Here is a 26782-nt window from a genome sequence, read left to right as displayed (position 1 = left end):
GCGTACGTCATCGGAGGAGCGCTCACCACTCCCTGAACCCAACCCTAGGAGAAGGCGCATGCGGTACCGCCCGCTCGGCCGGACCGGCATCAAGGTCAGCCCCTACGCGCTCGGCGCCATGATGTTCGGCGCGTCCATCGGCAACCCCGACCACGACGACTCGATCCGCATCATCCACAAGGCGCTGGACGCGGGGATCAACTTCATCGACACCGCCGACGCCTACTCGCGCGGCGAGTCGGAGCTGGTCGTGGGCAAGGCGCTCAAGGGGCGCCGCGACGACGTCGTGCTGGCCACCAAGGCGCACCTGCCGATGGGCGACGACCCCAACCGGCGCGGCAACTCCCGGCGGTGGCTGATGATCGCGGTCGAGGACTCGCTGCGCCGCCTCCAGACCGACCACATCGACCTCTACCAGATCCACCGGCCCGACCCCGACACCGACATCGAGGAGACCCTGTCCGCGCTGACGGACCTGATCCGCAGCGGCAAGGTCCGTGCCATCGGCTCGTCCGCGATGCCCGCCTCCGACATGGTCGAAGCCCAATGGGTCGCCGAACGGCGCGGTCTGGAGCGCTTCCGCACCGAGCAGCCCACCTACTCGATCCTCAACCGCGGCATCGAGGCCGAGGTACTGCCGGTCGCCCAGCGCTACGGCATGGGCACCCTGGTGTGGAGCCCGCTCGCCAAGGGGATGCTCACCGGACGCATCCGCAGAGGCCAGGAGACCGACCTCCACCGCGCGTCCATTTTCGTCAACTTCAGAGACGAACGCCGGCTCGACGCCGTCGAACAGATCGTCCCGCTCGCCGAGGAAGCCGGCCTGCGGATGACCCACCTCGCGATGGCCTTCGCCATCGCCCACCCCGGCGTGACCAGCGCCCTCCTCGGCCCGCGCACGATGGAGCACCTCGACGACCTGCTCGCCGGCGTCGATATCGCCCTCACCGACGACATCCTCGACCGGATCGACAAGATCGTCCCACCCGGCACCGACGTGGGCGCACCCGACCAGTCCACCTACCTCCCACCGGCCGTCCAGGACCCGACTCTGCGCCGCCGACCGGTGGGCGAGCGGGGAGCGGCTTGACGGGGGTTGCTCGGGCTCTTGCACGTGGCGGGGTGGGTTGTGCTGTGTCGGTGCGGAGTATTGGTCTGAAATCGATACTGACGTCTACGGGCTAGGTGCCATCCCGGCGCGCGCGGGGAGCACCTCGACCAGCGCCATACGGATGATGCGAGCGAGGGACCATCCCCGCGCGCGGGGAGCACTGCGGCGAGGGTGGCGTGCACCTGGGCGGCGGCGATGGGACCATCCCCGCGCGCGCGGGGAGCACGATGCGGCTCATCAGGCGGCCCTCCCGACAGTGGGACCATCCCCGCGCGCGCGGGGAGCACGTTCGGCGGGTGAAGGTGTCGATGTCGTCGCCGGGACCATCCCCGCGCGCGGGGAGCACGACGCATGCACTCATCCGCATCGGTTCACCCCGGGACCATCCCCGCGCGCGCGGGGAGCACACCATCCGCTCGCCTGGACCGCTGACCACCTCGGGACCATCCCCGCGCGCGGGGAGCACGAGGTCTCCGCCTCGGTGTACGACGCCGTGCAGGGACCATCCCCGCGCGGGAGGGGACCGGGGTCCGGGCCTGTCGGGGTTAGTGCGCTGGTCGATGGGGGGTGACTGTGACCTGCGGCTTTGCCGGGGCCTCCGTGTGAGTGTGGCATCTGTGGGCGTTCGTTGGCAGGCGTTTGCATCCGTTGCGGGCCATACACGGGCCAGGTCGCCGGTTGGGGTGGCGGGTGTTGTGGCTGGTCGAGGGCTAGCGTGCGGCACGTGCGGGACGGCTTCAGTTGCGGCGGCCCTGGGGCTCGATGCCCTGGGGCCGCCGCGGTCCGGCGGCTGGGGGGAGGGTGGACGGTTGCGGTCGGCGCGCAGCTGCGGGCGGGGTGAGCGGCGGCCCTTAAGCTGTGCTGGCGACGGCGGGCCTCTGGGGCCTGCCCGCGTTGTTGCTCGTCGGGGCCGCCGCTCGTAGGGGTCCCCGCCCGCAGTGGAGCGACGGCGGCAACCGGCCGCCCGACCGTGCGGGAACGCCGGTGCGTGGGCGTGGGGTTGCGCCATGTCGGGTGCATGGCACGGCGCAACCCTGGGCGGGGTTAGGTCAGCTCGGCGCGGGGGCGGAACCGCTCGGTCGGGGTGCAGTAGCGCCGCACGATCGTCCCGGCGACATCGCGGACCTTGCGGTTGGTGCGCTGGGACGCGTGGGTGAGCAGGGTGAACGCCTGGACGGATCCGCAGTTGGACCGGGCCATGAGGATGCCCATGGCCTGGTTGATGACCGCGGAGGATGCCAGCGCGGCCTTGAGGTCGGCGACCTGCTGTTCGTGCTCGCAGATCCGTTGGCCGGGGAGCACGCTGGAGATGTCGGCGGAAACGCGTATGGGGTCGTGGGTGGACTGGGGCATGGGACCGCCTCTACGGGGTCGCCTTCACTACGCCGCATGTCAGCGTAGGAGTTCATGTCCGATCGGTTCGAACCTGTACCCGACGATAGTCGACCCGAGCAGACGGCGGGCTGCGGCGGCCGGCCACGACGCACGGGCGGCGGCGAGCGGCGGCGAGCGGCGCGCGCCCGGCGCGGCCGAGCACGCGACGAAGTCGCGCGCGCAGGCCGATGCCGGGGCGCGCACCCGGCGCTGGCAACGGCGAGGGGCCGCCGCGAAGCGGCGGCCTGCCCGCCGCCCGCCCGCGTAGCGGGCGGCCTTGACCTGTTAGGGAAAATCCTCACCCGGATCATCGGCGCTGGTGCGGGCGGGTCGCGGGTTTAGTCGTGTGGTGGTGGGCATACCTGCTGGCGGTGGTTCGCAGGCACCGCGTTTTCCTCCCCGGTGCGCGGGTCTGCGGTCGTCACAATCGGCCGCGCGGGTCGGGCCGGGCGCGTTTCCCCGAGCGCCCTACGCTGCGACCCGGCCCGTGCGGCCGACGCCACGTCCTAATGCGGGTTGGCACTGCCGTCGATGATGCTGCGTGCTCCTTTGCGGAGCAGCGTGGCGGCGACGTAGGTGCCGAGTTCGTTAGGGCGCTGGGAGCTGTCCCATTCCTGGGCGTAGGCGAAGGTGGCGCCTTCGCGGCTGAAGACCATACCGGTCAGGCAGAGCTGGCCGTCTGCGGTGGTGGTGGCGTGTCCGGCGATGGGGCTGTTGCAGTGGCCCTGTAGGGCGTGCAGCATGGCGCGTTCGGCGGTGATGTGGACTCGGGTGGGGGCGTCGTCCAGTTCACGAAGAAGTTCCAGGACCGGGCCGTCTGCGATGCGGCATTGCAGGCCGATGACTCCGGCGCCGACCGCTGGGCACATCAGGTCGCGCGGTAGCTCTTGGCTGGCGCGTTGGGGCATGCCGATGCGGTGCAGTCCGGCGCGGGCCAGGACCAGGGCCTCGAACCGGTCTTCGGCGTCCAGGCGGGCAAGACGACTGTTGACGTTTCCGCGTAGCCGCTCGATCTGGAGATCGGGACGGTTCCTGAGCAGTTGGGCCTTGCGGCGCACAGCCGAGGTGCCGATACGGGTCCCGGGCGGCAGCTCCTCAAGGGAGCTGTACGGGCTGCCGGAGCGGAACACCAACACGTCGGCGACGTCTTCGCGGGGCAGGTAGGCGGCGAAGGTGAGCCCTTGGGGAAGGGGCACGTCCCCGGGCACGTCCTTCATGCAATGCACGGCGAAGTCGATTTCACCAGCCAGCAGGCGCCGGTCGATGGCCTTGACGAACGCTCCCTTGCCACCTAGCTCCGCCAGGTCGCCTTGCCACTGGTCGCCACTGGTCTTGATGCCGATGATCTCGACTTTGACCCCGGGCACCAGCGCCGCCAAGAGGGCTTGGACGTGGCGGGCCTGGGCCAGCGCCATAGGGGAGGTTCGAGACCCGATGCGCAAGGTCGGGCGGTCGGTGAGCATGCCCCCAAGGTAGGCGCTCACGTGTGCCGCCACAGGGGGAATCGGTGCAAGGGCCGCCGGTCGGGCGGCGACGGGCACGAGGTCACCCATGGTTCGGGGCTCCTTCATTCCAGGGGCCCGCGCGGCCGACAGTCGGGATGACGCTGCCGGTCTGGGCAGTTGCGGCCGCGCGGGCGCTGAGGGGGTTCAACCGCCAACGGCGGCGAGGTAGAGACCGTAGGCAATGCCGCAGGTGAAGACGCCCGCCAGGGCGAGGCAGCCGCATCCCAGTCTCATCAGGCTGTCGATCACGCGTTTCCTTCCTTCGGGGGAGCTGGCGGGGTGAAACGGGTACGAGCCGCTTCCCCCGCCAGCCGACCCGACCGGTCCGCGCTCTCCGGGGTCGAGCATCCGGCCGTAAGAGGTTGGACGACCGGTGGACCTGTCAGGCATGGGAGTCCCGGGCCGGGGTGGCCTAGCTCGCCTCGTCGGGTGCCTTGGCGGCCTCCGGCTCGGGCGGGTAGTAGAGGACTTCAGCCATGCGTCGTGCCATCTCGGCTGTTTCCTCGACGGGAACGATGGGGTCCAAGTCGCCGACCGGGTCACTGCCCGGAACGGGGTCGGGTCCCGGCTTCCACCAGACGTGCCAGTAGTGGCGGCCGCCGTCGGCGTCGTTGGGACGCAGCGCGACCCGTTCGCTCTCGTTTCCTCGCCAGACGGTGACGGTCCAGTCCTCGGGATTCACCCGGTAGTCGAGCCCTTGGGCGTGTAGTGCTTCGCCCAGCTCCACCATGGATTCGGCGGCGGGAATGTGACGCTTCGTCGGGCTCACGGCGCGGCCCCCCATCGGGCCAGTTGTTCAAGGGCGCGCCGCTGGCACAGGTCCTCGGCCTCTGCGTCCCGCTGCCGCCATCGGGCCTCGGCAGCGAGCACGTAGGGACGCACGAGAAGGATGTTCTCCAGCGTGTCCCCGAGGGCGGGCATTTCAGGCACCGGGTTCGGTCGCGGTGTCGGCCTGTGTGTCGGCCACGGCGCCCGCTCGAACACAGGACGTTCCACTCGCCGTGAATGTCGTCCGGTTCGCCTGGAACCCCTCACGATCTCGATAAGTGCGGCGATAAAGTGCACGAGTCATCAGCCCCTAGTCAGCTGGTGGCCACAGACCCCTTGGCGGAGTGTGCCTTCCGCCTTGGGGTCTTCGTGCGTTACAGCGTGACCGGCCGACTGAGGGGCACGGGGCTTGCACTGGGACAGGGATACGAAACGTACCCCCTACGCGATCACTCCCAGTTCATGCGCGATCCTGCGTGCCTGGGGGGCGATCATGAGACCTCCCCGATCGACCAGGTTCCCGGCGAGTGTGCGGGCGGTCGGGGTGAAGCGCATGTTCTCGACACTGACCCGGCAGGCGTTGTCCAGCGCCGTCGCGGCTCCGAGCTGGTCCCCGGCCGTCCAGGACGCGCGGGCGGCGTCAAGCCACAGACGCGAACGCCTGTACGGACCTGGAATGGTGTCCGGGTCGATGGCCAGCGCTAGCCGGGTGCCCTCGTCCCCTTTGCACAGCTCCGTCTGAACGCTGACCTGGTGAATCGAGACGTTGAAGGGAGCGAAGACCGTGACGGGGTGCTGCCAGCCCGCGGGCAGGCGCCGGGCCGTCTTCGCGGCATCGTCCAAGTGCTGTTGCGCTTCGCCCTCGCGGCCGCTTTGGGCGTGGGTGATCGCGTTGTGCAGTTGCAGGCTTCCCCACATGGCGGCCTGCTCCTCGGTGGCGCGGTCGCCGTCCATGAGCTGCCGAAGGGGCTGAGCCGCCCGGTTGACCAGGCTGATCGACGCGTTGGAGTCGATGTAGCGGAGAACGTTGCCCCACGCCCACGCCGCTTCCGCCATGACGTGGGGGTCGTCGGCGACTTCGGCCGCGTGCATGGCCCGGTCGGCCAGCACCATCATGAGCGACCGGTCACCGATCCACGACAACCAGTGTTCTGCCAGGGTGTACGCCTCGACCAATGCCGCTGCCGCGTCGCGTCGATCCTGCCCCTCCAACGTGCGGACAGAGTGACGCGCTTCGGTGATCAGGCTCGGCAGCAGCGGGGCTGTCGCCTGTCGCGGGCTCGGGTTCAGATGCCACACCGCCATAGCCTCACGGACCCGGCGCCGCAAGACACCACCCGGCACAGCGGGACCGTCGTGCGCGACCGGGTCCCAGGACAGGATCGCCCGGCGGATGGGTTCGGCTAGCTCATGGTCCGTGCGCACCACGAGGTTGAGCGGTACCTCCATGGGGCCGACCAGTTCCTCTACCGACTTCAGGCGCAGGGCGCGCGACAGGCGCACCAACATGTCAAGGTCGGGCATGACATTCTGCTTCTCCGCCTTCTTCACCCAGCTCGGAGAGCGTCCGACCAGACCGGCGAGAACCACCCGCGACAGGCCCCGCCGCTCTCTGATCCGCTGTAGCCGTTCCCCGAACGTCTGAACGTCGTCGATGTCTCCAGCCATGGTCTCGCCTCCACGAAGTTGTTCCTCAGGGTACCCAGCGGATCACGCCACAGCCGGGGGCGTGGTGCTTCCGTTCTAGCGGCCAGGAGCGTCGGCGTCACGGGGACCGCGCAATCGGCGCACTTGTTGGAGCCGTTCACGGCCCCTCATCTGCATGTAAACCTTTACGGCGCGTTTTTCTTGCCGCGTTGTGGCCGGGTGGGGCCATTCGGGCCGTTATTGGGGCGGGTATTTGTGGGTTCACAGGGCTTGGTTCGTCTGATACTGGGGGTAGGGCCTTCGTAGTGGAGGGGTGGGGTCCTTCATCGGTTGTTTTGGGCTGGGGGTTGTCGGGGTCGTGGGGTCGTTTGTGGGGCCGGTTGCTGCGGGTATCGAGAAGCGGGTTGTGCGGTCGGATTATGGGGTGTGGCGGGGGCAGGTTGAGCGGGCGGGTTTTTGTTCGAATCCGGTTCGGGTCGCTGGTCGGACAACGGCGGTGGACGGGGCGACGGGGGAAGTCCGGGCGGTTTTCGATTCGGGCTCTCAGCCGGACGGTGTGCTTTTGGTCGCGTGTGGGGATCGGCGTGCGGCGGTGTGTGCGAGTTGCTCGGAGACCTATCGGCGGGACCTGTGGCATGTGGTGGCCGGGGGCCTGACCGGGGGCGGGGGCGAGGGTTCGGGGTTGCGGGCTGAGACGGTGTCCGGGCTGGTCCCCGATGGTGTGGGCAGGCATCCACGCTTGTTCCTGACGTTGACCGCGCCGTCGTTCGGGCCAGTGCACACGGTGCATCGTGACGGGTCGCCGTGTCGTCCTCGGGCGGCGCGGAACGGTCGGGTGCGGGTGTGTGCGCATGGCCGTGCGGTGGGGTGCGGGTTGCGGCATTCCCGGGCTGACCGGACCGTTGGGTCGCCGTTGTGCGCGGATTGCTTCGACTATGCGGGTGTGGTCTTGTGGAATTCTTCGGTGGGCGAACTATGGCGGCGGACCCGCATTTACGCTGATCGCGCTCTGGCCCGTGAGGTGAGCGCGGTTGTGGGGCGGCGGGTTCCGACTTCGCGGCTGCGTGATGTGCTGCGGGTGAGCTATATCAAGGTGGCCGAATTCCAGAAGCGGGGCCTGGTGCACCTGCATATCGTGGCCCGGTTGGACGGGGTTGATCCGGAGGATCGGGACCGGATTGCGGCGCCGCCCTCCTGGGCGTCGGCTGCGCTGCTGCGGTCGGCGTTCGCGGCTGCGGTTCCGGCGGTGGGTGTGGAGCTGTCATCCCCGGACGGGCTGCTTCGGGTGGCGCAGTGGGGGGCGCAGTGGGACGCCTCGGACGTGTCGGCCGCATCGGATGGTTCGGTGGCGGCGGGGCGGCGGACGGCGGCGTACCTGTCGAAGTACGCGACGAAGACGGCGGGCGGGTCTGCGGCGTCGGGGTGGGCGCTGGCCCGGCGTATTCGCACGCTTCGGGTCGCGTGGCTGCGTCGTCAGGTCGGTGAGCACCTGGCCCGGATGGTGGAGACGGCTTGGACCCTGGGTGCTGAGCCGGGCCTTGAGGGGCTGCGGCGGTGGGCGCACAGCCTGGGGCACCCGGGCCACCTGGCGACCAAGAGCCGCCGCTACTCCCTCACGCTGGGGGCGCTTCGGCAGGCGCGCCGCTCCTGGCGGGCCGAGCAGCGGCGGGCGGCCGGTGAGGACGACCCGTGGGCCGATGACGCCGCGGTGCGGGTGGGTGAGTGGCGCTACGTCGCCCGGGGTTATGCCTCACTGGGAGATGCGGCCCTGGCTGAGCGGATGGCCGAACAGCACGCGTTCGCGCTGGCGGAGTACCGCGATCAGATCGCGCGGGAGAACGCGTTTCGGGCTGAGGTGGGGCTCCCGCCCGTGCCAGCGCGCGGCAGCTCACGAGGAATGAGCCGCGCAGCGTCCGCTTGAGTCCTGCCCGGTCAGCACGCGTCGGCACGTGCCCCCGCCTGAGCGCGGCAGCACGAAGCCGCGCGCCGTAGGCGCTCCATGTGCGCCTGCGGAGCGGCGCCAGGGGCGGGCGGCCGGGGGACGGATGGTGGGACGCCCCGAGCATTTCAGTCAAGGCGTTTCCCGGGAATTGTCAATTGTTTATGCGGCCGGAAACGGTCGTGTTGGCCCGTGGCTGGCCCGTGGCGTGGCCCACGGCCAGCCCGTGGAAGCTTGGGGGAATTGATGTCTCAATCGGATGTGGGTGGGTTCATGTCGGCGGCTCAGGTGGCGTCTGAGCTGGGCGTAGACCGCTCTACGGTCTATCGGTGGCTGCGTTTGGGAATCGGGCCACGGGCCGTGAAATTCGCCAGCGGTACTATCAGAATTCGGCGCCGCGATTTTATAGAATGGGCGAAGAAAGAGAGCATGGCCTACCGGAAGGACGCTGGGTGAGTACTGCATTCGAGGTCTATTCGACCCGCCCGGAAGGCGGGCAGGATATTCAGCTATGGAAAACGCGGAAGCGGACCGGGCGGCGCAAGCCGTGGGAGGTGCGTTGGCGGGTCGATACCCTTCCAAAATCCCGGTCGTTCTTGACGTCGGAGCTGGCGGAGAACTACCGGAGCGCCCTGCGCGCGGCCGCTCGGCGGGGTGAGTACTTCTCTCCCGTAAGCGGCCTTCCGGAGTCCTGGGAGCGCGCCACGGCGTCGATGTTCTCGGTGGTGGTCGACTACGCCCGCCACGCCTGGGCACAGACCGACTCCGGCAACTCCCGCCGCACCATCAGTGACAATCTGGTCCGGCTGGCGTTGGCGGCCGTCGATGACAAGGCGGTCAAGGCCACCCCCGCGCCCGGTATGCCCGCGCAACTGCGTTCGGCGCTGCTGAATTGGGGCCTGTCCTTCGACGTGAACCCCGGCGCGGAGCGGGCCGGGGACCGGGTGAAGCCGCTCACCGGCGTGCCTGAGGACGCGGCCGCGTGCCTGGCGTGGGTGGAATCGGTGTCCCGGCCGGTGGCCGACTTCGGCACCGAAACCGCCGCCCTGGCGCTGCTGGATCGGGCGTGTGTGAAGGTGCGGGGCTCGGGACGGTCGGCGCCTGCGACTTGTCGCCGGCGCCGGGGCATCCTCAGCGGCCTTCTCACCTACGCGGCCACCCGTGGCCTGATCAACGCAAGTCCGTTGAAGGGCGTCACCATCCGCCGCGCCCGTAGCAGCGACGCCGTAGACCGACGCGTAGTCCCGGACTGGGACCAGGCGGGCCGCCTGCTGTGCGCCGTGGCCGAGAGTCCCAACCCCCGTGACCGCGAACTCGCCGCGTTCTTCACCCTGGCGTACCTGGTCGGTACCCGCCCCGGGGAGACGCGGGCGGTCCGGGAAGATGACATCACCTGGCCTGAGGACATCACCGACCCCGACGCCGTACCCGGGTGGGGGCTGCTGACCGTGGCGGGCACCGCCACCGAAGTAGCCGCCGCCTACACCGACACCGGCACCAAGGGTGAGACCCGGGGACTGAAGGGGCGTGCCGACGGCGATATCCGACAGGTTCCCGTACCACCGGAAGGCGTGGCCGCGCTGCGCGACCACATCGCCACCTACGGAGTCGCCCCCGATGGGCGGCTGTTCTGGTACGCCACCCCCACCGACCCCCACGCCGTGGTACCCGGCAAGGCGTACCGCCGCACCTGGAAGCGGGCGCGTAAGGCCGCTCTGACTCCTGCGGAGCTGCGCGCCGGGGTCGCTCAGCGGCCTTACGACCTGCGGCACGGCGCCGCCTCCTACATGATCGGCGACGGCGTCCCCACACCCGAAATCGCCCGACGCCTCGGCCACACCGTCGAAGTACTGATGACCGTCTACGTCCACTGGTTCAAATCCCAGGAAAACCCCGCAAACCGCCTGCTAGAAGCCGCCTTCCGCAAGCGCGGGCCCCTCACGGGCCAAAACCCGCCCCCGACCGCCAACATCACACGTATCACCAGGTCAGCGGCCTAATGCCCTGCCCCGGTCCCCTCCCCGCGCGCGCGGGGAGCACAACGCTAGAACTTGGGCCAAAGCTGTGCCACGGGGACCATCCCCGCGCGCGCGGGGAGCACGGCGGCTGGTGTGTGTACATTGATGAGCTTTGGGGACCATCCCCGCGCGCGCGGGGAGCACTCTTCACGACCTGGGGCTTTAACGGCGACTCGCCTCGGTTTTGACCACTTCGCGAAAATCGGACAAATCGCTCACCTGTCTGTCGCCGCCGCTTCGAGCCGTGGACGAGATCGTAGGGGGCGAACCAGGCGGCGGCACCGTCGGGCGTGGTGGTGTCCGCTGTCGGCCGTCGGGGGCGGTCTTCGGCTCGCGGTCGGGCCCGTGAGCGGACGCACCGCCCCGCGCTCAAGCCGACAGCCGCCTGCCTTCGGCGGCTCGTGCGGCGGCCGCTCCCGGCGGCTCCTCGGCGCCGGGGTCGCCGGACATGGTGTAGGCGCCTTCTTCGAGGCGGGCGATCAGGTCGCGGGTCCACTCGGCGCCGGCGGCGAAGGTGTGGGACCAGAGATTGACCAGTTCGCTGATGTCGCCGGGTTCCTCCCAGTCGTGGGGGCCGCTGTCGCGGAGGACGGTGTGGCTGGTCTCCTCGACGGCCAGGCGTTCGCGGAGCAGGGCGACGGCCTCGGCGCGGGGGAGGGCGGGCAGCAGCGCGAGGGCGGCCGACAGGGAGTCGGCGCGCGGGTCGGGGCGGCGCAGGGCATCGCGGAGCAGGCGCAGGAACTCGGCCTCGCCCTCGGGGGTGATGCGGTAGTCGGTGCGGCAGTCGGGCACCTCGGTGGCGGCCAGCAGCCCCTCGGCGGCCAGCTTCTTCAGGGCGTGGTAGATCGAGCCCCACTTGACGTTGGTCCAGTCCTCGATGCCCCAGGACAGCAGTTCGTTGCGGACGAGGTAGCCGTGGGCGCCGTCGTGCCGCCGAACCACCCCGAGCACCAGCAGCCGCGTCGCCGACATCGTCTCCCTGTCCGGAAATCCTCGCGCTCACCGAGATCAGAGCCATGGTTCCACTGGACGTGAGTCTATGTTCACGTTTCCGGCGGCGTCGGCGCGGGCGGCCCTGCGGCAGGCCGAGGGCCGCCCTCCTGCCGGGGAGGGCGGCCCGGATCGGCGTCAGGGTGAGGACGCGGGCGTCAGCGGACGGCGCAGCTGACGGAGGGCACGCTGTTGCTGCCGTTCCAGGACCCGAGGAAGCCGAACTGGGTGCTGGCACCGGCCGCGAGCGAGCCGTTGTAGTTGACGTTGGTCGCGGTGACCCGCGAACCGCTGGACGTGACGTTCGCGCTCCACGAGGAGCTGATGGACTGCCCGTTGGCGTAGGTCCAGGTGACCTGCCAGCCGCTGATCGGCGCGTCGCCCGCGGTGACCGTGACGGCGGCCTGGAAGCCCGACGACCACTGGCCGACGACGGCGTAGCTCGCGGTGCAGCCGCCGGTCGGCGGGGTGGTGGGGTCGGTGGGGCTGGGGCTCGGGTCGGGGCCGCCGCCGTAGACGCTGGCCTCGCGCGAGGTCTGGCTGAGCCCGTCGGTGCCGGTGAAGATCCGGCGGCCCCAGTCGGTGACGTTGGCGGGGTTGAAGTTCTGCACCATGTCCAGGTACTCCACGCCGCCGCCGTTGCCGCTGTAGGACCAGCCGATCCAGCCGATGCCCAGGCTGCGGGTGGTGGACATGATGGTGTTCTCGTCGGGGTCGCCGTCGGAGTGGTTGTGCCCGAACTCGCCGACGACGATCGGCAGGTTCCGGGACCTGAAGGAGTTCAGGTAGCTGTTGACCTCCGCGGCGGTGTCGAACACGCCGTACATGTGCACGGAGAACACCGTGTTGCGGTCCGGGTCGCTGTTGAACACGGCCTGCGCGTTGTCGCGCATGGTGAAGGACCAGTCCTGGCCCCAGTTGGGCGCGTCCACCATGATCGTGTGGTCGAAGCCCGCGTCGCGGAGCCGGTCGATGGCCGAGGACGTCGCCGACGCCCAGTTCGCGTTCACGCTCGCGTTGTTGCCGAAGGGCTCGTTGCCGATGTTGAGGATGACGTAGTCCTCCTGGCCCTGCATGGCGCTCTGGATGCTGATCCAGTAGTCGACCGCCTGGTCCAGGGTGGCGGCGGCGCCCTCGTCCCCGTAGCCGGTGGTGTCGTGCACCTCCAGGACGCAGATCAGCCGGTTGGCCCGGCACAGGGAGATGACGTTGGCGACGTCGGCGGTGTCGTTGCGCGTCCAGCGGTGGCCGCTGCTGAGCACCACCCGCACGGTGTTGGCGCCGAAGGACTTGATCTCGGCGAAGGAGCCGGTCTCGCCCGCGTACCAGGCGTGCGGGTGGCTGACGCCGCGCATGATGAACTCGTTGCCGTTGGCGTCGTACAGGCGCCCGTTGTTCACGTGGAAGCCGGTCTCCGCCTGCGCCGGCAGCGCGAACGCCAGGAGTGAGAAGACGAGGGCGAGCAGCGCACTGCTCGCGATCGCGATTCGTGTTCGCATGGCCTACCTCAGTGGGGGACCCTTCGGGAGGAAGGGACTGGGGACATGGATGAGTAGGCGTGCGGCCGGTCGACCGCACGAATCGTGCGATGGTGCATGCGCACCGCGCCCCCCTGTGGCGCCACGCTCACTATAAGATCGGTGACTCAGTTCACACAACCGGTTAAGTTGAGTTAAGTAGACCGGTTCAGTGCGCCGGGTCGCGGCCGCGCCGGAACGGCCGGACGCGACCGCTCAGGCCAGCGCGCGGTCGTAGGCGCCGCGCAGCTCGGCGGCGCGGTCCCAGGCCGCGACCGTCCCGGGCCGCCCGGCCAGCAGGGCGTCCAGCGCGTCGAGGCAGGCGTGCCAGGCCGAGGCGGCCTCGGCGAAGTAGGCGGGGTCGTCGGGGACCTCGCCGGAGTCGACGACGACCGTGTCGGTGAAGACGAGCACGCAGCCCTCGCCGTCCGGGCGCAGCTCCCAGCGCAGCACCTCCTCGCCCCAGGTGTACTCCAGCAGGTGCGGCGGCTCGGAGCGGGTGATCTCTCCGGCGGAGACGGTGTCGAGGTCGGACGGGATGTCCAGGCGGCGCTTGGCCTCGGGGGTGAGGTCGAAGCGGAGCCGCGCGCCCGGAGTGGCGTCGAAGGCGACGGTGGCGGGGAACCAGGCGGCAAGTTCGCCGGTGTCGGTGAGGGCCCGCCACACCTTGGCGGGCGGATGGGCGAGGCGGCGTTCGAAGCGCATCACCACCCGGTTCGCGCCGTCGCGCCGTACCGACCCCAGGTTCTCCGCCATGTCCGTCCTTCCGTCGTGCTTCCGTCGCGTGCGCGGGCCGGGCGGCGGCGCCGTCCGGTACGGCCCTTATAGCCGAATTAGAATATAGCTAGTAAAGCATATTAACTGGCTCCGGGCATGCGGTGTGGACGCGCGGCCCGGTCCGCCCCGGATTCGTGGCGGGTGACGGGTTGGCATTTAGGTAAGCCTTCCCTATGATCGGCAGCGACGCGGGGTCCGTTCTGCCGCGCTCGCCCCCGGAACACAAGGATTCGCCATGCCCTGGTCGCCCCATGCCCGCACCCGGCCCGCGCGCCGCCGCAGCCGGCTCGCCGCGGCCGTCCTGCTGACGGGAGCGCTCGCGGCCGGCTGCGGCGCGATCGACGCGGCGGGCGAGGCGGCCGGGGCCGGCGGCGCCGAGGAAGGGGCCTGGACCTACCAGGACGCGCGGGCCGGCGAGATCAGCCTGCCCGCCCGGCCCGAGCGCATCGTCGCGCACGCCAGCGCGGCCGCCGCGCTGATTCCGCTGGGCATCACCCCCGTCGGCATCTACGGCGACACCCCGATGGAGGAGAACCCCGCCCTTGAGGGCTACGACCTCACCGGCGTCACCTCCGTCGGCGAGGTGTGGGGCGAGGTCAGCGTCGAGGGCATCGCCGAACTCGACCCCGACCTGTTCGTCACCGGCTACTTCCCGCTCGAGGAGCAGCTGGGCGGCTTCGAGGCCGACGACGACGCGCGGGTGCAGGCCATCGAGTCGCAGGTGCCGATCGCCAGCGTGGAGATGGGCCAGGCCGCCAGCGCCACCATCGACGACTTCGTCGCGCTCGCCGAATCCCTCGGCGCCGACCTCGACGCCCCCCGGGTCGCCGAGGCACGCGCGGCCTACCAGGCGGCCGTCGCGGAGTTCCAGGAGGTCGTGGCCGACCGGCCCGAGCTGAGCGTGGTCGCCACCTCCGCGAACGACCAGTACTACTACGTCGCGCACCCGCCGGCCTTCCCAGAGCTGCAGGACTACCAGGAGTGGGGCCTGGACCTGGTCGGGCCCGACCCGGAGTCGCTGGAGGACCCCGGCTACTTCGGCTACGTCAGCCACGAGCTGATCGACGAGTACCCGGCCGACATCATCTACTACGACGGGCGCGACTTCGCCACCTCCGCCGAGGAGCTGGACGAGAGCCAGCCCGCATGGCGCTCGCTGGCGGCCGTCGAGAACGACCAGGTCGTGACCTGGTACACCGACACCTTCACCAGCTGGGAGCGGTACGCCGAATACCTCACCACCCTCACCGACGCCCTGCGCGACGCCGACGACCTCGTCCCGTAGATGGCCGACCACACCGCCACCCCGCCACGCGGCCCGGCCGCGGCGCCGCCGTCGCCGCGCGCCGCCGGGCCGGACGCGCCGTCCGGTGGGCGGCCGGCCGGGGCCGGCCGGGTGGCGCTGCTGGTGGGCGGGCTGGTGCTGCTGGCCGCGGCCCTGGCCGCCGTCTCGGTCCTCAGCGTGTGCTTCGGCGCGCGCTCGGTGCCCTTCGCGACCGTCGTCGACGCCCTCACCGCGTACGACCCGGCCGACACCGACCAGACCGTGGTGCGCTCGCTGCGGGTGCCGCGCACGCTGGTCGGCGTGCTCGCGGGCGTCGCGCTCGGCCTGGCCGGCACGGTGATGCAGGGCGTGACCAGGAACCCGCTGGCCGACCCCGGCATCCTCGGCATCAATGCGGGAGCGGCGCTGCTGATCGTCTTCGCGATCAACGTGCTCGGCATCGGCTCGCTCAGCGGCTACGTGTGGTTCGGCTTCGCCGGCGCCGCCGTCGCGACCTTCACCGTCTACGGCATCGCGGCCATGGGCCGCGACGGCGCCACCCCGGTGCGGCTCGCCCTGTCCGGCGCCGCCGTCACGGCCGCCCTGAACTCGGTCACCACCGCGATCCTGCTCACCGACGTCGAAGCCTTCGACGCCTTCCGCTTCTGGCAGGTGGGCGCGCTGGCCGGCCGCGGCATGGACGTCGCCCTGCCCCTGGTGCCCTTCATCGCCGCCGGCGCCCTGCTGGCGCTGCTCTCCGGCCGGCTGCTGAACGCGCTCGCCCTCGGCGACGACATCGCCGCCGGCCTCGGCCAGCGCGTCGGGGCCTCCCGGATCGTGGCCGGAACCGCCGTGGTCCTGCTCTGCGGCGCCGCCACCGCCGCCGCCGGGCCGATCGCCTTCATCGGCCTGGTCATCCCGCACATGGCCCGCGCCATCACCGGCCCCGACTACCGCTGGGTGCTGCCCTACTCCGCCCTCCTCGCCCCGGTGCTGCTGCTGGGCGCCGACGTACTCGGCCGCATCATCGCCCACCCCAGCGAGGTCCAGGTCGGCGTGGTCACCGCCGCCATCGGCGCCCCCGTCTTCGTCGCCCTCATCCGCCGCCGCCGACTCGCGGAGCTGTGATGGCCGACGTCCTCACCGCCGAGAACGCCGACGCCGCCCGGGTCGGCGCCGCCAAGCGCGCGCTGCGGGATGCGCGTCGGCGGCGGTCGGCGCGGTCGCGCACCGTCACGCTGCTGCTGGCGCTGGCCGGGTGCGGGGCCTTCCTGGCCGCGCTGTGCGTGGGCGAGTACACCGTGTCCGTGCCCGAGGTGCTGGCGTCGCTGGCCGGGTACGGCGACGACGGCACCGACTTCATCGTGCTCGGACTGCGGCTGCCCCGGGCGCTGACGGGGGTGCTGGTGGGGGTCGCCTTCGGGCTGTCGGGCGCGATCTTCCAGCGGATGCTGCACAACCCGCTGGCCAGCCCCGACATCATCGGCATCAGTTTCGGGGCCAGCGCGGCAGCGGTCGTCGCCATCACGGTGTTCGGGCTGGGCGGCGCGGTGGTGTCCGGGCTCGCGTTCGGCGGCGCGCTGGCCTGCGCCGTCGGCGTCTACCTGCTCGCGTGGCGGCGCGGCGTCGGCGGCTACCGGCTGGTGCTCGTCGGCGTGGGGGTGGGGGCGCTGCTGTCGTCGACCATCTCCTACCTGCTCAGCCGCGCCGACATCTACGCGGCGCAGCAGGCGATGGTCTGGCTGACCGGCAGCCTGAACGGCGTCGGCTGGCCGCAGGCGCTGGTGCCGGCCGCCGCGCTCGCCGTGCTGCTGCCGCTCACGGCGGCGCTGGCCCGGCCACTGCGGGGGCTCCAGTTCGGCGACGACTCCGCCCGGGGGCTGGGCGTGCTCGTGGAGCCGAGCCGTTTCGCGCTGGTGGTGGTCGGCGTGGCGCTCACCGCCGTGGCGACGGCGGCGGCCGGGCCGCTCGCGTTCGTCGCCTTCCTCGCCGACCCGATCGCGCGCCGGTTGACCGGCGGCACCGCCCTGGCACCGCCCGCGCTGGTCGGCGCGCTCGTCGTCCTGGTCGCCGACTTCACCGCGCAGCACCTGATGGGCGGGGTGCAGTTCCCGGCCGGAGTCGTCACGGGCGCCGTCGGGGCGCCGTACCTGCTGTGGCTGATGGCCCGCTCCAGCCGGATCGGACGGTCGGGATGAGGCGGCCGGACCGGGACGGAACCGCGTCCGCCACCGGGCGGGCGCGTCGGGCGTCCGCTCGCGGGTGGGCGCCGCCCGCGCCCGCGGCGCCGTGGAAGCGAGAAGGGGAGTGCCCGCTGTGACCACCCACCACCGGCTGCGCGTCGAGGACGTGCACCTGGGCTATGACGAGCGCGAGATCGTCGGCGGACTGTCCCTGGAGGTGCCGCCGAGCCGGATCACGATGATCGTCGGGGCGAACGCGTGCGGCAAGTCCACCCTGCTGCGCGGCATCGCCCGGCTGCTGCGGCCGACGGCGGGCGCCGTGTACCTGGACGACCGCAGCATCCACCAGCAGTCCACCCGGTCGGTGGCGACGGTGGTCGGCATCCTGCCGCAGGCGCCGAGCGCGCCGGACGGGATCACCGTGGGCGATCTGGTCGCTCGCGGGCGCTACCCGCACCAGGGGTGGTTCGGGCGGCGCACCGCCGAGGACGAGGCGGCGGTGGCCGAGGCGATGCTGGCGACCGGCACCGTCGACCTGGCCGACCGGCCGGTGGACGAGCTGTCCGGCGGGCAGCGGCAGCGCGCCTGGATCGCGATGGCGCTGGCGCAGCGCACCGACATCCTGCTGCTGGACGAGCCCACCACCTACCTGGACGTCAGCCACCAGGTTGAGGTGCTCGACCTGCTCACCGACCTCAACCGGCGCCTGGGCACCACGATCGTCATCGTGCTGCACGACCTCAACCTCGCCTGCCGCTACGCCGACCACCTGGTGGCGATGAAGGAGGGCAAGGTCGCGGCCGAGGGGCGTCCGTCCGAGGTCGTGACGGAGGCGACGGTGACCGAGGTGTTCGGGATGCCGTCGCGGATCGTCGCCGACCCCGTGTCCGGCACGCCCATGGTCGTGCCCATCGGCCGCCACCACGGCGGCGCGGCGGCGCCGTCGTCCGGCCCCGTACCGGTCGGCGCGCCGGAGCAGCGGTGAGGAGCGGTGCGGTTCGTACGGGGTGGCGTGGCGAGGTGCCGCACCGGTCGGCACGTCAGGGCGGTGGTGGGCGGCGCGTTCCGGTGCGCGGACGAGGCGGCGAACAAGGGGTGGCCCGGACGGTGACGAGTGCTGCGGCGGTCCGCGGAACCGGGCGACGCGTTCGGCGCGCCGGTGGGACCGCGAACGCCGGGCGGTGCAGACCATGACGGGTGATGCGGCGGCGTGCGGAGCCCTTCGACGTATCTGCCGCGCGTCGGGTACGCGTCCTGCGGCGCCTCTCGGTGCCCTGGGGGAGCGGTGAGCGCGGCACCGGGGACGGGCGGCGCCCTGCTGCGGCGGATGGTGCGTCGACACTGGGGCAGGGTGGTCGGCGGGGTCGTACTGCTGTCGGGGCACCAGGTGAGCGAGGCGCTGGTTCCGGTGATGATCGGGGTGACCATCGACCGCGCCGTCGCCACGGGCGACCCGCTCGCCCTGGCGCTGTGCCTGCTCGGGCTGGCGGTGCTGTTCACGGCGCTGACCATGTGCTGGCGCTTCGGCGCCCGGCTGATGTACGCGGTGCAGGAGCACGAGGCGCACCGGCTGCGGATGGAGCTGGGCGGGCGGGTGCTGGAGCCCGGCGGGGTCCGGACCGGGCGCGCGTCGGGCGAGCTCGTCTCGATCGGCACCTCCGACGCGGAGCGGAGCACCCAGGCGCTGCGCGGCGTCGCCGAACTGGCCGGGGGCGCGGCGGCGCTCACCGTCGCGGCGGTCGCGCTGGTCGGGCTGCATCCGCTGCTCGGCATCGGGGTGCTGGTCGGCGCGGTGCTGCTCGCGGTCCTGGTACGGCGGCTTGCGCCCGTGCTCACCCGGCACAGCGCCGACCAGCAGGAGGCGGCCGGACGGACCGCCGCGCTCGCCACCGACCTGGTGACGGGCGTGCGGGTGCTGCGCGGCATCGGCGCCCAGCGCGCCGCCGCCGAGCGCTACCGGGCGTCGAGCCGGGCGACCCTCGCGGCCACGCTGCGCGTCGCCACCTCCTACGGCGCCAACACCGGCGTGACCACGCTGCTCGGCGGCCTGTTCCTGGCCGCGGTGACGGCCGCCGCCGGATACCTCGCCCTGGACGGGCAGCTCGGCATCGGCGCCTTCGTCACGGTGGTGGGCCTGGCCCAGTACGTCACCGAACCGATCGACTACGTGGGCACCTCCGCCCGCTCCTTCGCCACGGCGCGCGCCTCGGCGGACCGCGTCGCCGCCGTCCTCGCCGCCCCGCCGGAGGTCGAGTCCGGCACCCGCGAGGTCCCGGCGAGCCTGGCGGGCGCGCCCGAAAGCTCCTCGGTCGCTGCTGAGGGCGGCCGAGGAGCTCCGCAAGACGCCTTGCGGAGCCCTTCGGCGCGCCCAGCGGCTGATCTGGTACATGAACCGGCCGGTGCTGACGCGCCGGAGGCCGTACCGAACGGTGCGCGGGACGCGTCGCCGGCCGTGGAACCCGCCTCTCGGCAGGTGGGCGCGCCGTCGGACACCGGGTCCGGGCCGACGACCACGGCCGGCGCGTCGAACGGCGGGCGGCATACCCCCGGTCCGCTCGGCGAGGTACCGGCGGCCCGGCCCGTGCCCGCTGCGCCGTCCGTGCCGGAGGACGCGGCCTCGCGTCCGGAACCCGTGGCGGTACGGCCTGGCGCGGCCTTCGGTGCGGCCTCGGCCCGCGTGGCGGGAGATCCGGACGCCGATGTCATGGCTCTCCGGCAGGTGTCGGCCGTGCCCGAGGCGCCTGATGAAACCGGTGCTGGGCCCGACGCCGAGAGGGCGGATGCGCTGACCGGCGATGGGCTTTGGGCTTCGGACCCCGGCTCCGTGTCGGGGGATAGGGACGCGGCTGTGCCGACTGGTCGGGACGGCGCCGTCACGGGACGGATGTCTGTTGGAGGAACCGGCGCGCCGGGGGCTGGTGGCGGCGGGCCTTCGGACGGTCTTGCGCCCGGTTCCGGCGGTTCCGGTTCCACTTCGCCGCGCGTGACGGCGAACGACGGCCTCAGCGGCGGAGGCGATGGCGGGGCCGGTGCCGTGGTGGCGCCGCCCGGTGACGGCGAGGCGAGCGTGGCAACCGGTGCGGCCCCGCCGCACGTGGCTGCGGGCGTCGCGGGCGCAGGCGGACCGGCGGCGAACCGCGTCGGCGCAGCGGCTTCGGGCCGGGCCCCCGGCGGCGCGGAGCGCGTATCGGCGGGTCCGGCCGCCGTCGAGCTGCGCGGGCTGGGCTATCGCAGCCTGGACGGACTCGACCTGCGAGTGGGCTTCGGCGAGATCGCGGGGCTCGTCGTGCACGATCCGCGCGACGCCGCCGCACTGCTGGCCGTGCTGGCCGGACGGGTGCGCGCCGAGGAGCGGACCGGGGCGGTGCTGCTGGGCGGGGTCGCGTGGGAGGAACTGGACCTGCGGGCGGCGCGCCGCGCCGTGCTGGTCGAGCCGCACGCCACCGACCTCTTCGACGGCACCGTGCGCGGCAACCTGCTCGCCGGCCGTCCGGAGGCCGGAGAGGACGAGATCGGCGCGGCCGTGGCGGCGGCGTCGGCGGGCGATATCGTCGCCGACCACCCGCTCGGGCTGGACCAGCCGGTGGCGGACCGGGGCCGGAACCTGTCCGGAGGGCAGCGGCAGCGCCTGGCGCTGGCGCGCGCCCTGCTGGCCGACGGGCCCGTCCTGGTGCTGCACGATCCGACGACTGCCGTCGACGCGGTGACCGAGGCGGCCATGGCCGACGGCATCGCCCGCACCCGCGCGGGCCGCGCCACGCTGCTGGTGACCACCAGCCCGGCCCTGCTGGCGCGCGCCGACCGGGTGATCGTGGTGCGGTCCGGCCGGGTGGCGGCCGAGGGCGTCCACGCGGAACTCGCGGCGGACGCGTCCTACCGGGAACTGGTGCTGCGGTGAGCGCGGGGGTGGACCGGATCGCCGTCCGTCGCGGGGGACTCCTGGCCGGGTCCGGGGGCGCCGGGGCGGGACGGCCGACGTTCGCGCTGTTGCGGCGGCGTGCTGCGGGGAACGCGGTGTCGGGATGGAGGGGGACTCGTCCGCTCTGGCGGTCCCTCCGTTGTGGAGGGTGTCCGGCCGGTCGGAGGGTGTGTCCTGGTGCGGGGATCGGGTGGCTGGCGGCGTCAGGGGTGGTGGCCGTGTGGTGGGCGCGATGTCCACGGGGACGCTTGAAGGCGAGGCGCCCGTCACGGCGGCCGGTCGGTCATGGCGGTGGGCACCAGACGGCCAGGCGAGCGCGTCCGGACGCGGCCGACGCGCTGGTGGCGGCGTCCCGGAAACCGGTGCCGCGATGAGCGCGACCCCTGCCCGGACGGGCCGGCACGCGTCGTCCGCCGTGCCGGCCGGTGAACTCACGACGCTCCGGAAGCAGGTGCCGCGATGAGCACGACGCCGGTGGAAACGCGTGAGGGGACGCTGCCCGTCGCGACGGCCGGGCGCTCGTGGCGGTGGGTGCTGGCCGGTCTGCGGGAGCGGCCGGGGGCGGCGGTCGCGGTGCCGGTGGCGGCGGTGGCCGCGGCCTCGGCCGGGCTGGTGGCGCCGTGGGTGCTGGGCCGGCTGGTGGACGCGATCGCCGGGGGCGCGGGCGGGGACCGGGCCGGCGCGGTGGTGTGGGCGGTCGCCGCCATCGCCGCTGCGGCGGTCGCGACCGGGGCGCTGACCGGGCTGGCGCGGGCGCTCGTGGCGCGGACGGGTGAGCGGCTGCTGGCCGAACTGCGCGAACGGGTGGTGGCGCGGGTGCTGCGGCTGCCCGCTCAGGCGGTGGAGCGGGCGGGGACCGGCGACCTGGTGTCGCGGGTGGGCGACGACGTGGCCGTGGCGGCGACCGCCGTCACCTCGATCGTGCCCATCGTGGTGACCTCGCTGTTCACCGTCGGGCTCACCCTCGTCGGGCTGACGGCGCTCGACTGGCGGCTCGCGCTCGCGGGCGCGGCGGCGCTGCCCGTGTACTGGTTCGCGCTGCGCTGGTATCTGCCCAGGTCAGGGCCGCGATACGCCGAGGAGCGGGTGGCGATCGGGGCGCGCACCCAGGCCCTGCTCTCATCGGTGCGGGGTGCGGCGACCGTGCACGCCTACGGGGTGGAGCGCGAGCACGCGGCACGGGTGGACACCGCGTCGCGGCAGGCGCGGGACGTGTCGATCGGCGTGTTCGCGATGGTCACCCGGTTCGCGGGGTGGATGAACCGGGCCGAACTGCTGGGGCTCGGGCTGATTCTCGCGACGGGGTTCTGGCTGGTGCGCGCCGACGTCGGCGTGACCGTGGGCATGGCGACGGCGGCCGCGCTGTACTTCCACCGCCTGTTCAACCCGCTGGGCGCGCTGCTGATGACCTTCGACGACCTCCAGTCGGCCGGTGCGAGCCTGAACCGGCTGGTGGGCGTGGCCGAACTCCCCGAACCGGCGGCGGGCTCCGCCGCCCCGGTGCCCGGCGCGCAGGGGGCGCCGGGCACCGCGTCCGTCGCTCCGGTGGCGCTGCGCGTCGACGGGGTGTCGCACCGCTACGACGACGGGCCCGAAGTGCTCAGCGGCGTCGCCCTGGAGGTGGCGGCGGGCGAGCGGGTCGCGCTGGTGGGCGCGACGGGGGCGGGCAAGTCGACGCTGGCCTCGATCGCGGCGGGCGAGCTGGCGCCGGTCGGGGGCGGCGTGCGCATCGGCGGCCGGGACCTGGCTGCGGTCGGCGAGGACGAGGCGCGGCGGCTGGTCGTCCTGGTCAGCCAGGAGGCGCACGTGTTCGCCGGGACCGTCCTGGACGACCTGCGGCTGGCCGACCCGGACGCCGACGAGCAGCGGGTGGCGGCGGCTCTGGAGCGGGTCGGCGCGCTCGGCTGGGTGCGGGCGCTGCCCGACGGCGTGCGCACCGCCGTCGGCGAGGGCGGCCACGCGCTGACCCCGGCGCAGGCGCAGCACCTGGCGCTGGCGCGGCTGGCGCTCACGTCGGCGCCGGTCGCGGTGCTGGACGAGGCGACGGCCGAGGCCGGCAGCGCGGGCGCCCGCGAGCTGGAGGCCGCCGCGGCCGCCGCCACCGAGGGCCGCACCGTGCTCGTCGTCGCGCACCGCCTCACCCAGGCCGTGACCGCCGATCGGGTGGTCGTGCTGCACCGCGGCCGGGTGGCCGAGGCGGGCACGCACGCCGAACTCATCGCGGCGGGCGGCCGGTACGCCCGGCTGTGGAGCGCCTGGCGGGCGGGGGCGGAGTGACGGGAGGCGGTGGCCCGTGGTACGTGGCCACTGTCATCCGGCCGCGATACCGTGACCGGGCTACCGGCGCCTGACGGACGGATGAGGAAAGACCATGCGCAATACCGAAATGGCGAAGCTCGGCGGGTTCGTCGGCGAATGGGCGATGACGATATCGGACGCCTGGTTCCTCGAACCGCAGGGCACCACGGTGCCGGGCACCAGCACCATCGAATGGCTCGGAGAGTCCCTGCTGCTGGTGCGGACGAAGTTCGGCGGGGGCAAGCACGTGCATTCCGAGATGAGCCTCGTGCTGGGGCGCAGCGACGCGAACGACCGCTACGTCGCGCTCACCGAGGACGACCGCGGCGTCTGCCGCGAGTTCGCCATGACCTTCGACGGCGGGAACTGGACGCTGTCGCGCGAGGACCCCGACCTCCACCAGCGCTTCATCGCCACGGTCGAACCGGACCTGATCTCGGGGCGCTGGGAGGCATCAGAGGACGCGGGCGCTACCTGGCGGAAGGACTTCGACCTCACTTACGAGCGCGTCTGACCGAAGCGCCTTAGCAGGCGTCCGGCGGGGGGCCGAGGCGCGCTGGAAAGGTGAATGGATGAGCGAGGTCGAAGCGTTCATGGCGATTGTTCGGCGGTCGGCCATTGCTTTTCGCGATGCGAAGTAGGGGTCGGGCGTCTGCCGGACAGAACTGTCTTTCGTGCACGCGAACATCCCGCTCCGAAAGTGCGGCGCACCGCCCCGCTCACACGCCGTCAACCTGGTACGGGTCGTGTTCGGCGAGCAGTTTGTCGAGCCGTGCCCGGTCGACGCGGCTGGTCACGGCCGTCTCCTCCTGCCGGTCGCGCACGCACTTGGCCAGGGTGAACGTCGACGTGATCACGTACAGCAGGCCGAGCCCGAGGAAGGCGCGCATCCACATGTCGACGGGCAGGTAGGCGACGCCGATCCCGACACCCACGGCCGAGATGCCGAAGGAGAGGACCGACTGGACGAAGAAGGCGGAGGTCGTCTTGGTGGGGAGCGGTGCTCTGCTCATGGCGGCCATCCTCGGCCCGCGCGGGCGTCCCCGCCTGAGTCGCGCTACTCAGCCCGTCGGCGCGAAGCACTCAGCCGGCGTCGTCCGACGCGCGGACCGGGGGTGGTTGGCGCGCTGAGCGGCCGGCGCGGCACAATGGCCGGGGCCGACAGAAGGGCTGACGCATGAGCGTGCGATTCGGGCTGCTGGGAACAGGTTTCTGGGCGTCAGAGACGCAGGCGACGGCACTCGCGGCGCATTCCGGCACCGACTTCGTCGGCGTGTGGGGCCGCGACCCGGCCAAGGCGACGGTACTGGCCGAGCGCTTCGGCATCCGGCCCTACGACGACCCCGACGCCCTCATCGGCGATGTCGACGCCGTCGCGATCGCGCTGCCCCCCGACGTCCAGGCCGGCCTCGCGCTGCGCGCCGCCCGCGCCGGGCGGCACCTGCTGCTCGACAAGCCGCTCGCGCTCGACCGCGACGACGCGGCCGCGATCGTGGCCGAGGTGGCGGCGGCGAACCTCGCGTCGGTGGTGTTCTTCACCAACCGGTTCTCCGCCAATGTCGACGCCTTCCTGCGCGAGACGGCCGAGACCGGCGGCTGGGACGGCGTCCGCGCCACGATGTTCGCCGCCATCTTCCAGCCGGGCAACCCCTTCGGCGCCTCGCCGTGGCGCCGGGAGCGGGGCGGCCTGTGGGACATCGGCCCGCACGCACTGTCGATCATCCTGCCGGTGCTCGGCCCCGTCCGCGAGGTCACCGCCGTCGACGGCCCGCGCGGCACCGTCCACATGGTCGCGCGGCACGACGCCGGCCAGGTCAGCACCCTCGCCCTCAGCCTGGACGCCGCCCCCGCCGCCGTCAGCCACGAGTTCGTCTTCTACGGCGAGCACGGCCTGGCCACCGTTCCCAGCGGCGACCGCACCGCCGTGGACGCCTTCGGCACGGCACTCGACCAGCTCCTGCACGCCATCGCCACCGGTTCGACCCGCCACCCGTGCGACGTCCGCTTCGGCCGCGAGGTCGTCGACATCCTCGCCGCCGCCGACACCGCCCGCCGCGAACGCCGGACCGTGGAACTCCCGCGCACGGAGTGACGGCGCGCCGGTACTGCCCGGTGCGGGGACCTATGAGACGGCGCCGACACCGGACGCGGCGGACGGCGTCCGAGTGCTTCCTGGAGGAGGCCCGGACCGATGGCCGAGAGTGCCCGTCACTTCTCCGGTGACAGCGGCGGCGGCGCGTCCGGGCGGCCGGAGGTGCCCCGCCACCAGTGGCGGGCGGCGCTGCGGGCGCGGTCGAGTAGCGAGGCGGCGGGGGAGTGGCCGGGTGCGGTCGAGGCGTCGCCGTCCGGCGCGGGGACGGCGCCGGTGAGGCGGGCGCGCGCCGACGCCAGGGCGCGGCGCAGCCGCGCGGGCAGGGTCTCGGGCGGCGGGGGCAGCAGCATGGGGCCGTCACCTGCGGGATCGGCCGCCGACGCCTCGGCCAGCCGGTCGCGCAGCCGGGTGCGGATCTCGTCGGGCGTGTAGGCGCGGCGCCGCCGCTCCGCGCGGACGATCACCACTCCGGTGGCGGCGACACCCGTGAACGCGGCCAGACCGATTATCTTCCACCAGCGCATGCGCCTAGGCTATCGGCGTGTCCGAAGCGCGCATCAACCTCGACAAGGCACTCGACCTGACCCGCACCGGCGACGTCTGGGTGTTCCGCGGCCGCAGCGTGCACGACCGCGCCATCCAGGTGACGACCAACAGCCCCGTCAACCACGTCGGCATGTCCGTGGTCATCGATGACCTGCCACCGCTGATGTGGCACGCCGAACTCGGCCGCTCGCTGCCCGACATGTGGACCGGCACCCACCAGCGCGGCGTCCAGCTGCACGACCTGCGCTCGGCCGTGCTCGTCTGGGCGACCAGATACGGCCAGCGCGGCTGGCTCCGCCAGCTCGACCGCCCCGTCACCCGCGCCATGGAGGACGCCGTCCTCCGCACGATCGCCCGCCTCGACGGCACCCCGTTCCCCTCCACCGCCCGCCTGGCCGGCCGCTGGCTCCGCGGCCGCGTCCCCAACCTCCGCCGTCGCCCCACCCGCACCGAACGCGAACTCGAAACCGCCTACTGCGCCGAGGTGGTGGCACTCACCTACGAGGCGATGGGCCTCCTCCCCACCGGCCGCCGCCGCGTCAACTGGTACGACCCCGGCCGCTTCTGGAGCGGCGACGAACTCGACCTCTCCCCCGGCTACAACCTGGGCGGCGAGATCGCGGTGGACATTCCGAAGGCGTAAGTGCGGCACCGCACCGCAGCCGCGTTGGTCGGAGGCGGTCACCCAGGTCCACCAGCACCGCTTCCCGCCCGCCACGCTGTCGGCCGACACCGAGGACGGGCCGGCACGGATGACCCGTGGTGGTGACCGGTGACGGCGCTTCGGAGGTGTAACGGGAAGGGCGCCGCAGTTGTTCGACCATCCCGGCGTGC

General features: G+C 72.6%; 22 protein-coding genes. 13 read left to right on the top strand and 9 right to left on the bottom strand.

Going from position 1 to position 26782, the window contains the following annotated elements; all coding sequences use genetic code 11:
- The first annotated feature begins 58 nt into the window (after window positions 1-58).
- Window positions 59-1090: an aldo/keto reductase gene (locus tag CLV72_RS23655; protein WP_106250365.1), complete on the top strand. Its 1032-nt coding sequence runs from the start codon at window positions 59-61 to the stop codon at window positions 1088-1090.
- A gap of 1065 nt (window positions 1091-2155) precedes the next feature.
- Here the strand turns inward: CLV72_RS23655 and CLV72_RS23650 are convergent.
- From CLV72_RS23650 to CLV72_RS23635, 4 genes are all read right to left on the bottom strand, one after another.
- Window positions 2156-2464 carry an ANTAR domain-containing protein gene (locus tag CLV72_RS23650; RefSeq protein WP_106250363.1) on the bottom strand — a complete coding sequence of 103 codons (309 nt, stop codon included), beginning with the start codon at window positions 2462-2464 and terminating at the stop codon, window positions 2156-2158.
- A gap of 527 nt (window positions 2465-2991) precedes the next feature.
- Complete coding sequence (gene hemC, locus CLV72_RS23645) at window positions 2992-3948, bottom strand: hydroxymethylbilane synthase (protein WP_106250508.1); 957 nt, start codon at window positions 3946-3948, stop codon at window positions 2992-2994.
- A 454-nt stretch (window positions 3949-4402) separates the two neighbouring features.
- Window positions 4403-4759: a hypothetical protein gene (locus tag CLV72_RS23640; protein ID WP_146159540.1), complete on the bottom strand. Its 357-nt coding sequence runs from the start codon at window positions 4757-4759 to the stop codon at window positions 4403-4405.
- Between the two features lie 440 nt (window positions 4760-5199).
- A complete protein-coding gene (locus CLV72_RS23635; protein ID WP_106250358.1) occupies window positions 5200-6426 on the bottom strand; it encodes a helix-turn-helix domain-containing protein in 1227 nt (408 codons plus the stop codon).
- A gap of 292 nt (window positions 6427-6718) precedes the next feature.
- Here CLV72_RS23635 and CLV72_RS33835 point away from each other — a divergent pair, with 292 nt between their 5' ends.
- From CLV72_RS33835 to CLV72_RS23620, 3 genes are all read left to right on the top strand, one after another.
- The gene (locus tag CLV72_RS33835; RefSeq protein WP_342755688.1) at window positions 6719-8326 is read left to right on the top strand and encodes a replication initiator; all 1608 of its coding nucleotides are present in this window, start codon (window positions 6719-6721) and stop codon (window positions 8324-8326) included.
- A gap of 78 nt (window positions 8327-8404) precedes the next feature.
- Window positions 8405-8800 carry a helix-turn-helix transcriptional regulator gene (locus tag CLV72_RS33995; protein WP_425428108.1) on the top strand — a complete coding sequence of 132 codons (396 nt, stop codon included), beginning with the start codon at window positions 8405-8407 and terminating at the stop codon, window positions 8798-8800.
- Window positions 8797-10344, top strand: a complete 1548-nt coding sequence (locus CLV72_RS23620) for a tyrosine-type recombinase/integrase (RefSeq protein ID WP_245930397.1) — start codon at window positions 8797-8799, stop codon at window positions 10342-10344. Before CLV72_RS33995 ends, CLV72_RS23620 begins: the two co-directional genes overlap by 4 nt.
- Window positions 10345-10731: 387 nt before the next feature.
- On the opposite strand, the gene CLV72_RS23615 is transcribed toward CLV72_RS23620, so the two are convergent.
- The 3 genes from CLV72_RS23615 to CLV72_RS23605 form a co-directional block, all read right to left on the bottom strand.
- Entirely contained in the window at window positions 10732-11334 is a 603-nt protein-coding gene (locus CLV72_RS23615) for a PadR family transcriptional regulator (protein ID WP_106250353.1), read from the bottom strand.
- 176 nt (window positions 11335-11510) lie between these two features.
- Entirely contained in the window at window positions 11511-12851 is a 1341-nt protein-coding gene (locus tag CLV72_RS23610; protein WP_106250351.1) for a cellulase family glycosylhydrolase, read from the bottom strand.
- Between the two features lie 234 nt (window positions 12852-13085).
- Complete coding sequence (locus CLV72_RS23605; protein ID WP_106250348.1) at window positions 13086-13625, bottom strand: SRPBCC family protein; 540 nt, start codon at window positions 13623-13625, stop codon at window positions 13086-13088.
- A gap of 256 nt (window positions 13626-13881) precedes the next feature.
- Here CLV72_RS23605 and CLV72_RS23600 point away from each other — a divergent pair, with 256 nt between their 5' ends.
- From CLV72_RS23600 to CLV72_RS23570, 7 genes are all read left to right on the top strand, one after another.
- Window positions 13882-14931, top strand: a complete 1050-nt coding sequence (locus CLV72_RS23600) for an ABC transporter substrate-binding protein (protein WP_106250345.1) — start codon at window positions 13882-13884, stop codon at window positions 14929-14931.
- Window positions 14932-16038 (top strand): FecCD family ABC transporter permease, encoded by a 1107-nt coding sequence (locus CLV72_RS23595; RefSeq protein ID WP_106250343.1) that lies wholly within the window; start codon window positions 14932-14934, stop codon window positions 16036-16038.
- On the top strand, window positions 16038-17108 hold the full coding sequence (locus CLV72_RS23590; RefSeq protein ID WP_106250340.1) for a FecCD family ABC transporter permease: 1071 nt from the start codon (window positions 16038-16040) through the stop codon (window positions 17106-17108). Before CLV72_RS23595 ends, CLV72_RS23590 begins: the two co-directional genes overlap by 1 nt.
- 118 nt (window positions 17109-17226) lie before the next feature.
- Window positions 17227-18078 carry an ABC transporter ATP-binding protein gene (locus CLV72_RS23585; protein WP_106250337.1) on the top strand — a complete coding sequence of 284 codons (852 nt, stop codon included), beginning with the start codon at window positions 17227-17229 and terminating at the stop codon, window positions 18076-18078.
- A gap of 300 nt (window positions 18079-18378) precedes the next feature.
- On the top strand, window positions 18379-20991 hold the full coding sequence (locus CLV72_RS23580; protein WP_106250335.1) for an ABC transporter transmembrane domain-containing protein: 2613 nt from the start codon (window positions 18379-18381) through the stop codon (window positions 20989-20991).
- A 480-nt stretch (window positions 20992-21471) separates the two neighbouring features.
- On the top strand, window positions 21472-23289 hold the full coding sequence (locus CLV72_RS23575; protein ID WP_106250333.1) for an ABC transporter ATP-binding protein: 1818 nt from the start codon (window positions 21472-21474) through the stop codon (window positions 23287-23289).
- A 94-nt stretch (window positions 23290-23383) separates the two neighbouring features.
- Window positions 23384-23824 (top strand): hypothetical protein, encoded by a 441-nt coding sequence (locus CLV72_RS23570; protein WP_146159539.1) that lies wholly within the window; start codon window positions 23384-23386, stop codon window positions 23822-23824.
- Window positions 23825-24029: 205 nt separating this feature from the next.
- On the opposite strand, the gene CLV72_RS23565 is transcribed toward CLV72_RS23570, so the two are convergent.
- Complete coding sequence (locus CLV72_RS23565; protein ID WP_106250328.1) at window positions 24030-24323, bottom strand: YiaA/YiaB family inner membrane protein; 294 nt, start codon at window positions 24321-24323, stop codon at window positions 24030-24032.
- Between the two features lie 164 nt (window positions 24324-24487).
- Between CLV72_RS23565 and CLV72_RS23560 the strand changes: the two genes are divergently transcribed.
- The gene (locus CLV72_RS23560; RefSeq protein ID WP_106250325.1) at window positions 24488-25402 is read left to right on the top strand and encodes a Gfo/Idh/MocA family protein; all 915 of its coding nucleotides are present in this window, start codon (window positions 24488-24490) and stop codon (window positions 25400-25402) included.
- A gap of 116 nt (window positions 25403-25518) precedes the next feature.
- Here CLV72_RS23560 and CLV72_RS23555 read toward each other — a convergent pair whose 3' ends face one another.
- Window positions 25519-25926 carry a hypothetical protein gene (locus tag CLV72_RS23555; protein WP_106250322.1) on the bottom strand — a complete coding sequence of 136 codons (408 nt, stop codon included), beginning with the start codon at window positions 25924-25926 and terminating at the stop codon, window positions 25519-25521.
- Between the two features lie 32 nt (window positions 25927-25958).
- Between CLV72_RS23555 and CLV72_RS23550 the strand changes: the two genes are divergently transcribed.
- On the top strand, window positions 25959-26591 hold the full coding sequence (locus CLV72_RS23550; RefSeq protein WP_211303080.1) for a hypothetical protein: 633 nt from the start codon (window positions 25959-25961) through the stop codon (window positions 26589-26591).
- Window positions 26592-26782 lie beyond the last annotated feature (191 nt).

The organism is Allonocardiopsis opalescens (assembly GCF_003002095.1).
Classification (GTDB): domain Bacteria; phylum Actinomycetota; class Actinomycetes; order Streptosporangiales; family Streptosporangiaceae; genus Allonocardiopsis; species Allonocardiopsis opalescens.
The sequence above is the reverse complement of the archived record's forward strand: the minus strand, read 5'-3'. Positions and strand labels throughout refer to the sequence as shown.

Bases quoted from the DNA above. Each gene is read 5' to 3' on its own strand.
- CLV72_RS23575 (WP_106250333.1), top strand. From the start codon at position 21,472: ATGAGCACGACGCCGGTGGAAACGCGTGAGGGGACGCTGCCCGTCGCG.
- CLV72_RS23600 (WP_106250345.1), top strand. From the start codon at position 13,882: ATGCCCTGGTCGCCCCATGCCCGCACCCGGCCCGCGCGCCGCCGCAGC.
- hemC (WP_106250508.1), bottom strand. From the start codon at position 3,948: ATGCTCACCGACCGCCCGACCTTGCGCATCGGGTCTCGAACCTCCCCT.
- CLV72_RS23605 (WP_106250348.1), bottom strand. From the start codon at position 13,625: ATGGCGGAGAACCTGGGGTCGGTACGGCGCGACGGCGCGAACCGGGTG.
- CLV72_RS23650 (WP_106250363.1), bottom strand. From the start codon at position 2,464: ATGCCCCAGTCCACCCACGACCCCATACGCGTTTCCGCCGACATCTCC.
- CLV72_RS33995 (WP_425428108.1), top strand. From the start codon at position 8,405: ATGTGCGCCTGCGGAGCGGCGCCAGGGGCGGGCGGCCGGGGGACGGAT.
- CLV72_RS23590 (WP_106250340.1), top strand. From the start codon at position 16,038: ATGGCCGACGTCCTCACCGCCGAGAACGCCGACGCCGCCCGGGTCGGC.
- CLV72_RS23655 (WP_106250365.1), top strand. From the start codon at position 59: ATGCGGTACCGCCCGCTCGGCCGGACCGGCATCAAGGTCAGCCCCTAC.
- CLV72_RS23595 (WP_106250343.1), top strand. From the start codon at position 14,932: ATGGCCGACCACACCGCCACCCCGCCACGCGGCCCGGCCGCGGCGCCG.
- CLV72_RS23610 (WP_106250351.1), bottom strand. From the start codon at position 12,851: ATGCGAACACGAATCGCGATCGCGAGCAGTGCGCTGCTCGCCCTCGTC.
- CLV72_RS23615 (WP_106250353.1), bottom strand. From the start codon at position 11,334: ATGTCGGCGACGCGGCTGCTGGTGCTCGGGGTGGTTCGGCGGCACGAC.
- CLV72_RS23560 (WP_106250325.1), top strand. From the start codon at position 24,488: ATGAGCGTGCGATTCGGGCTGCTGGGAACAGGTTTCTGGGCGTCAGAG.
- CLV72_RS23635 (WP_106250358.1), bottom strand. From the start codon at position 6,426: ATGGCTGGAGACATCGACGACGTTCAGACGTTCGGGGAACGGCTACAG.
- CLV72_RS23555 (WP_106250322.1), bottom strand. From the start codon at position 25,926: ATGCGCTGGTGGAAGATAATCGGTCTGGCCGCGTTCACGGGTGTCGCC.
- CLV72_RS23565 (WP_106250328.1), bottom strand. From the start codon at position 24,323: ATGAGCAGAGCACCGCTCCCCACCAAGACGACCTCCGCCTTCTTCGTC.
- CLV72_RS23570 (WP_146159539.1), top strand. From the start codon at position 23,384: ATGCGCAATACCGAAATGGCGAAGCTCGGCGGGTTCGTCGGCGAATGG.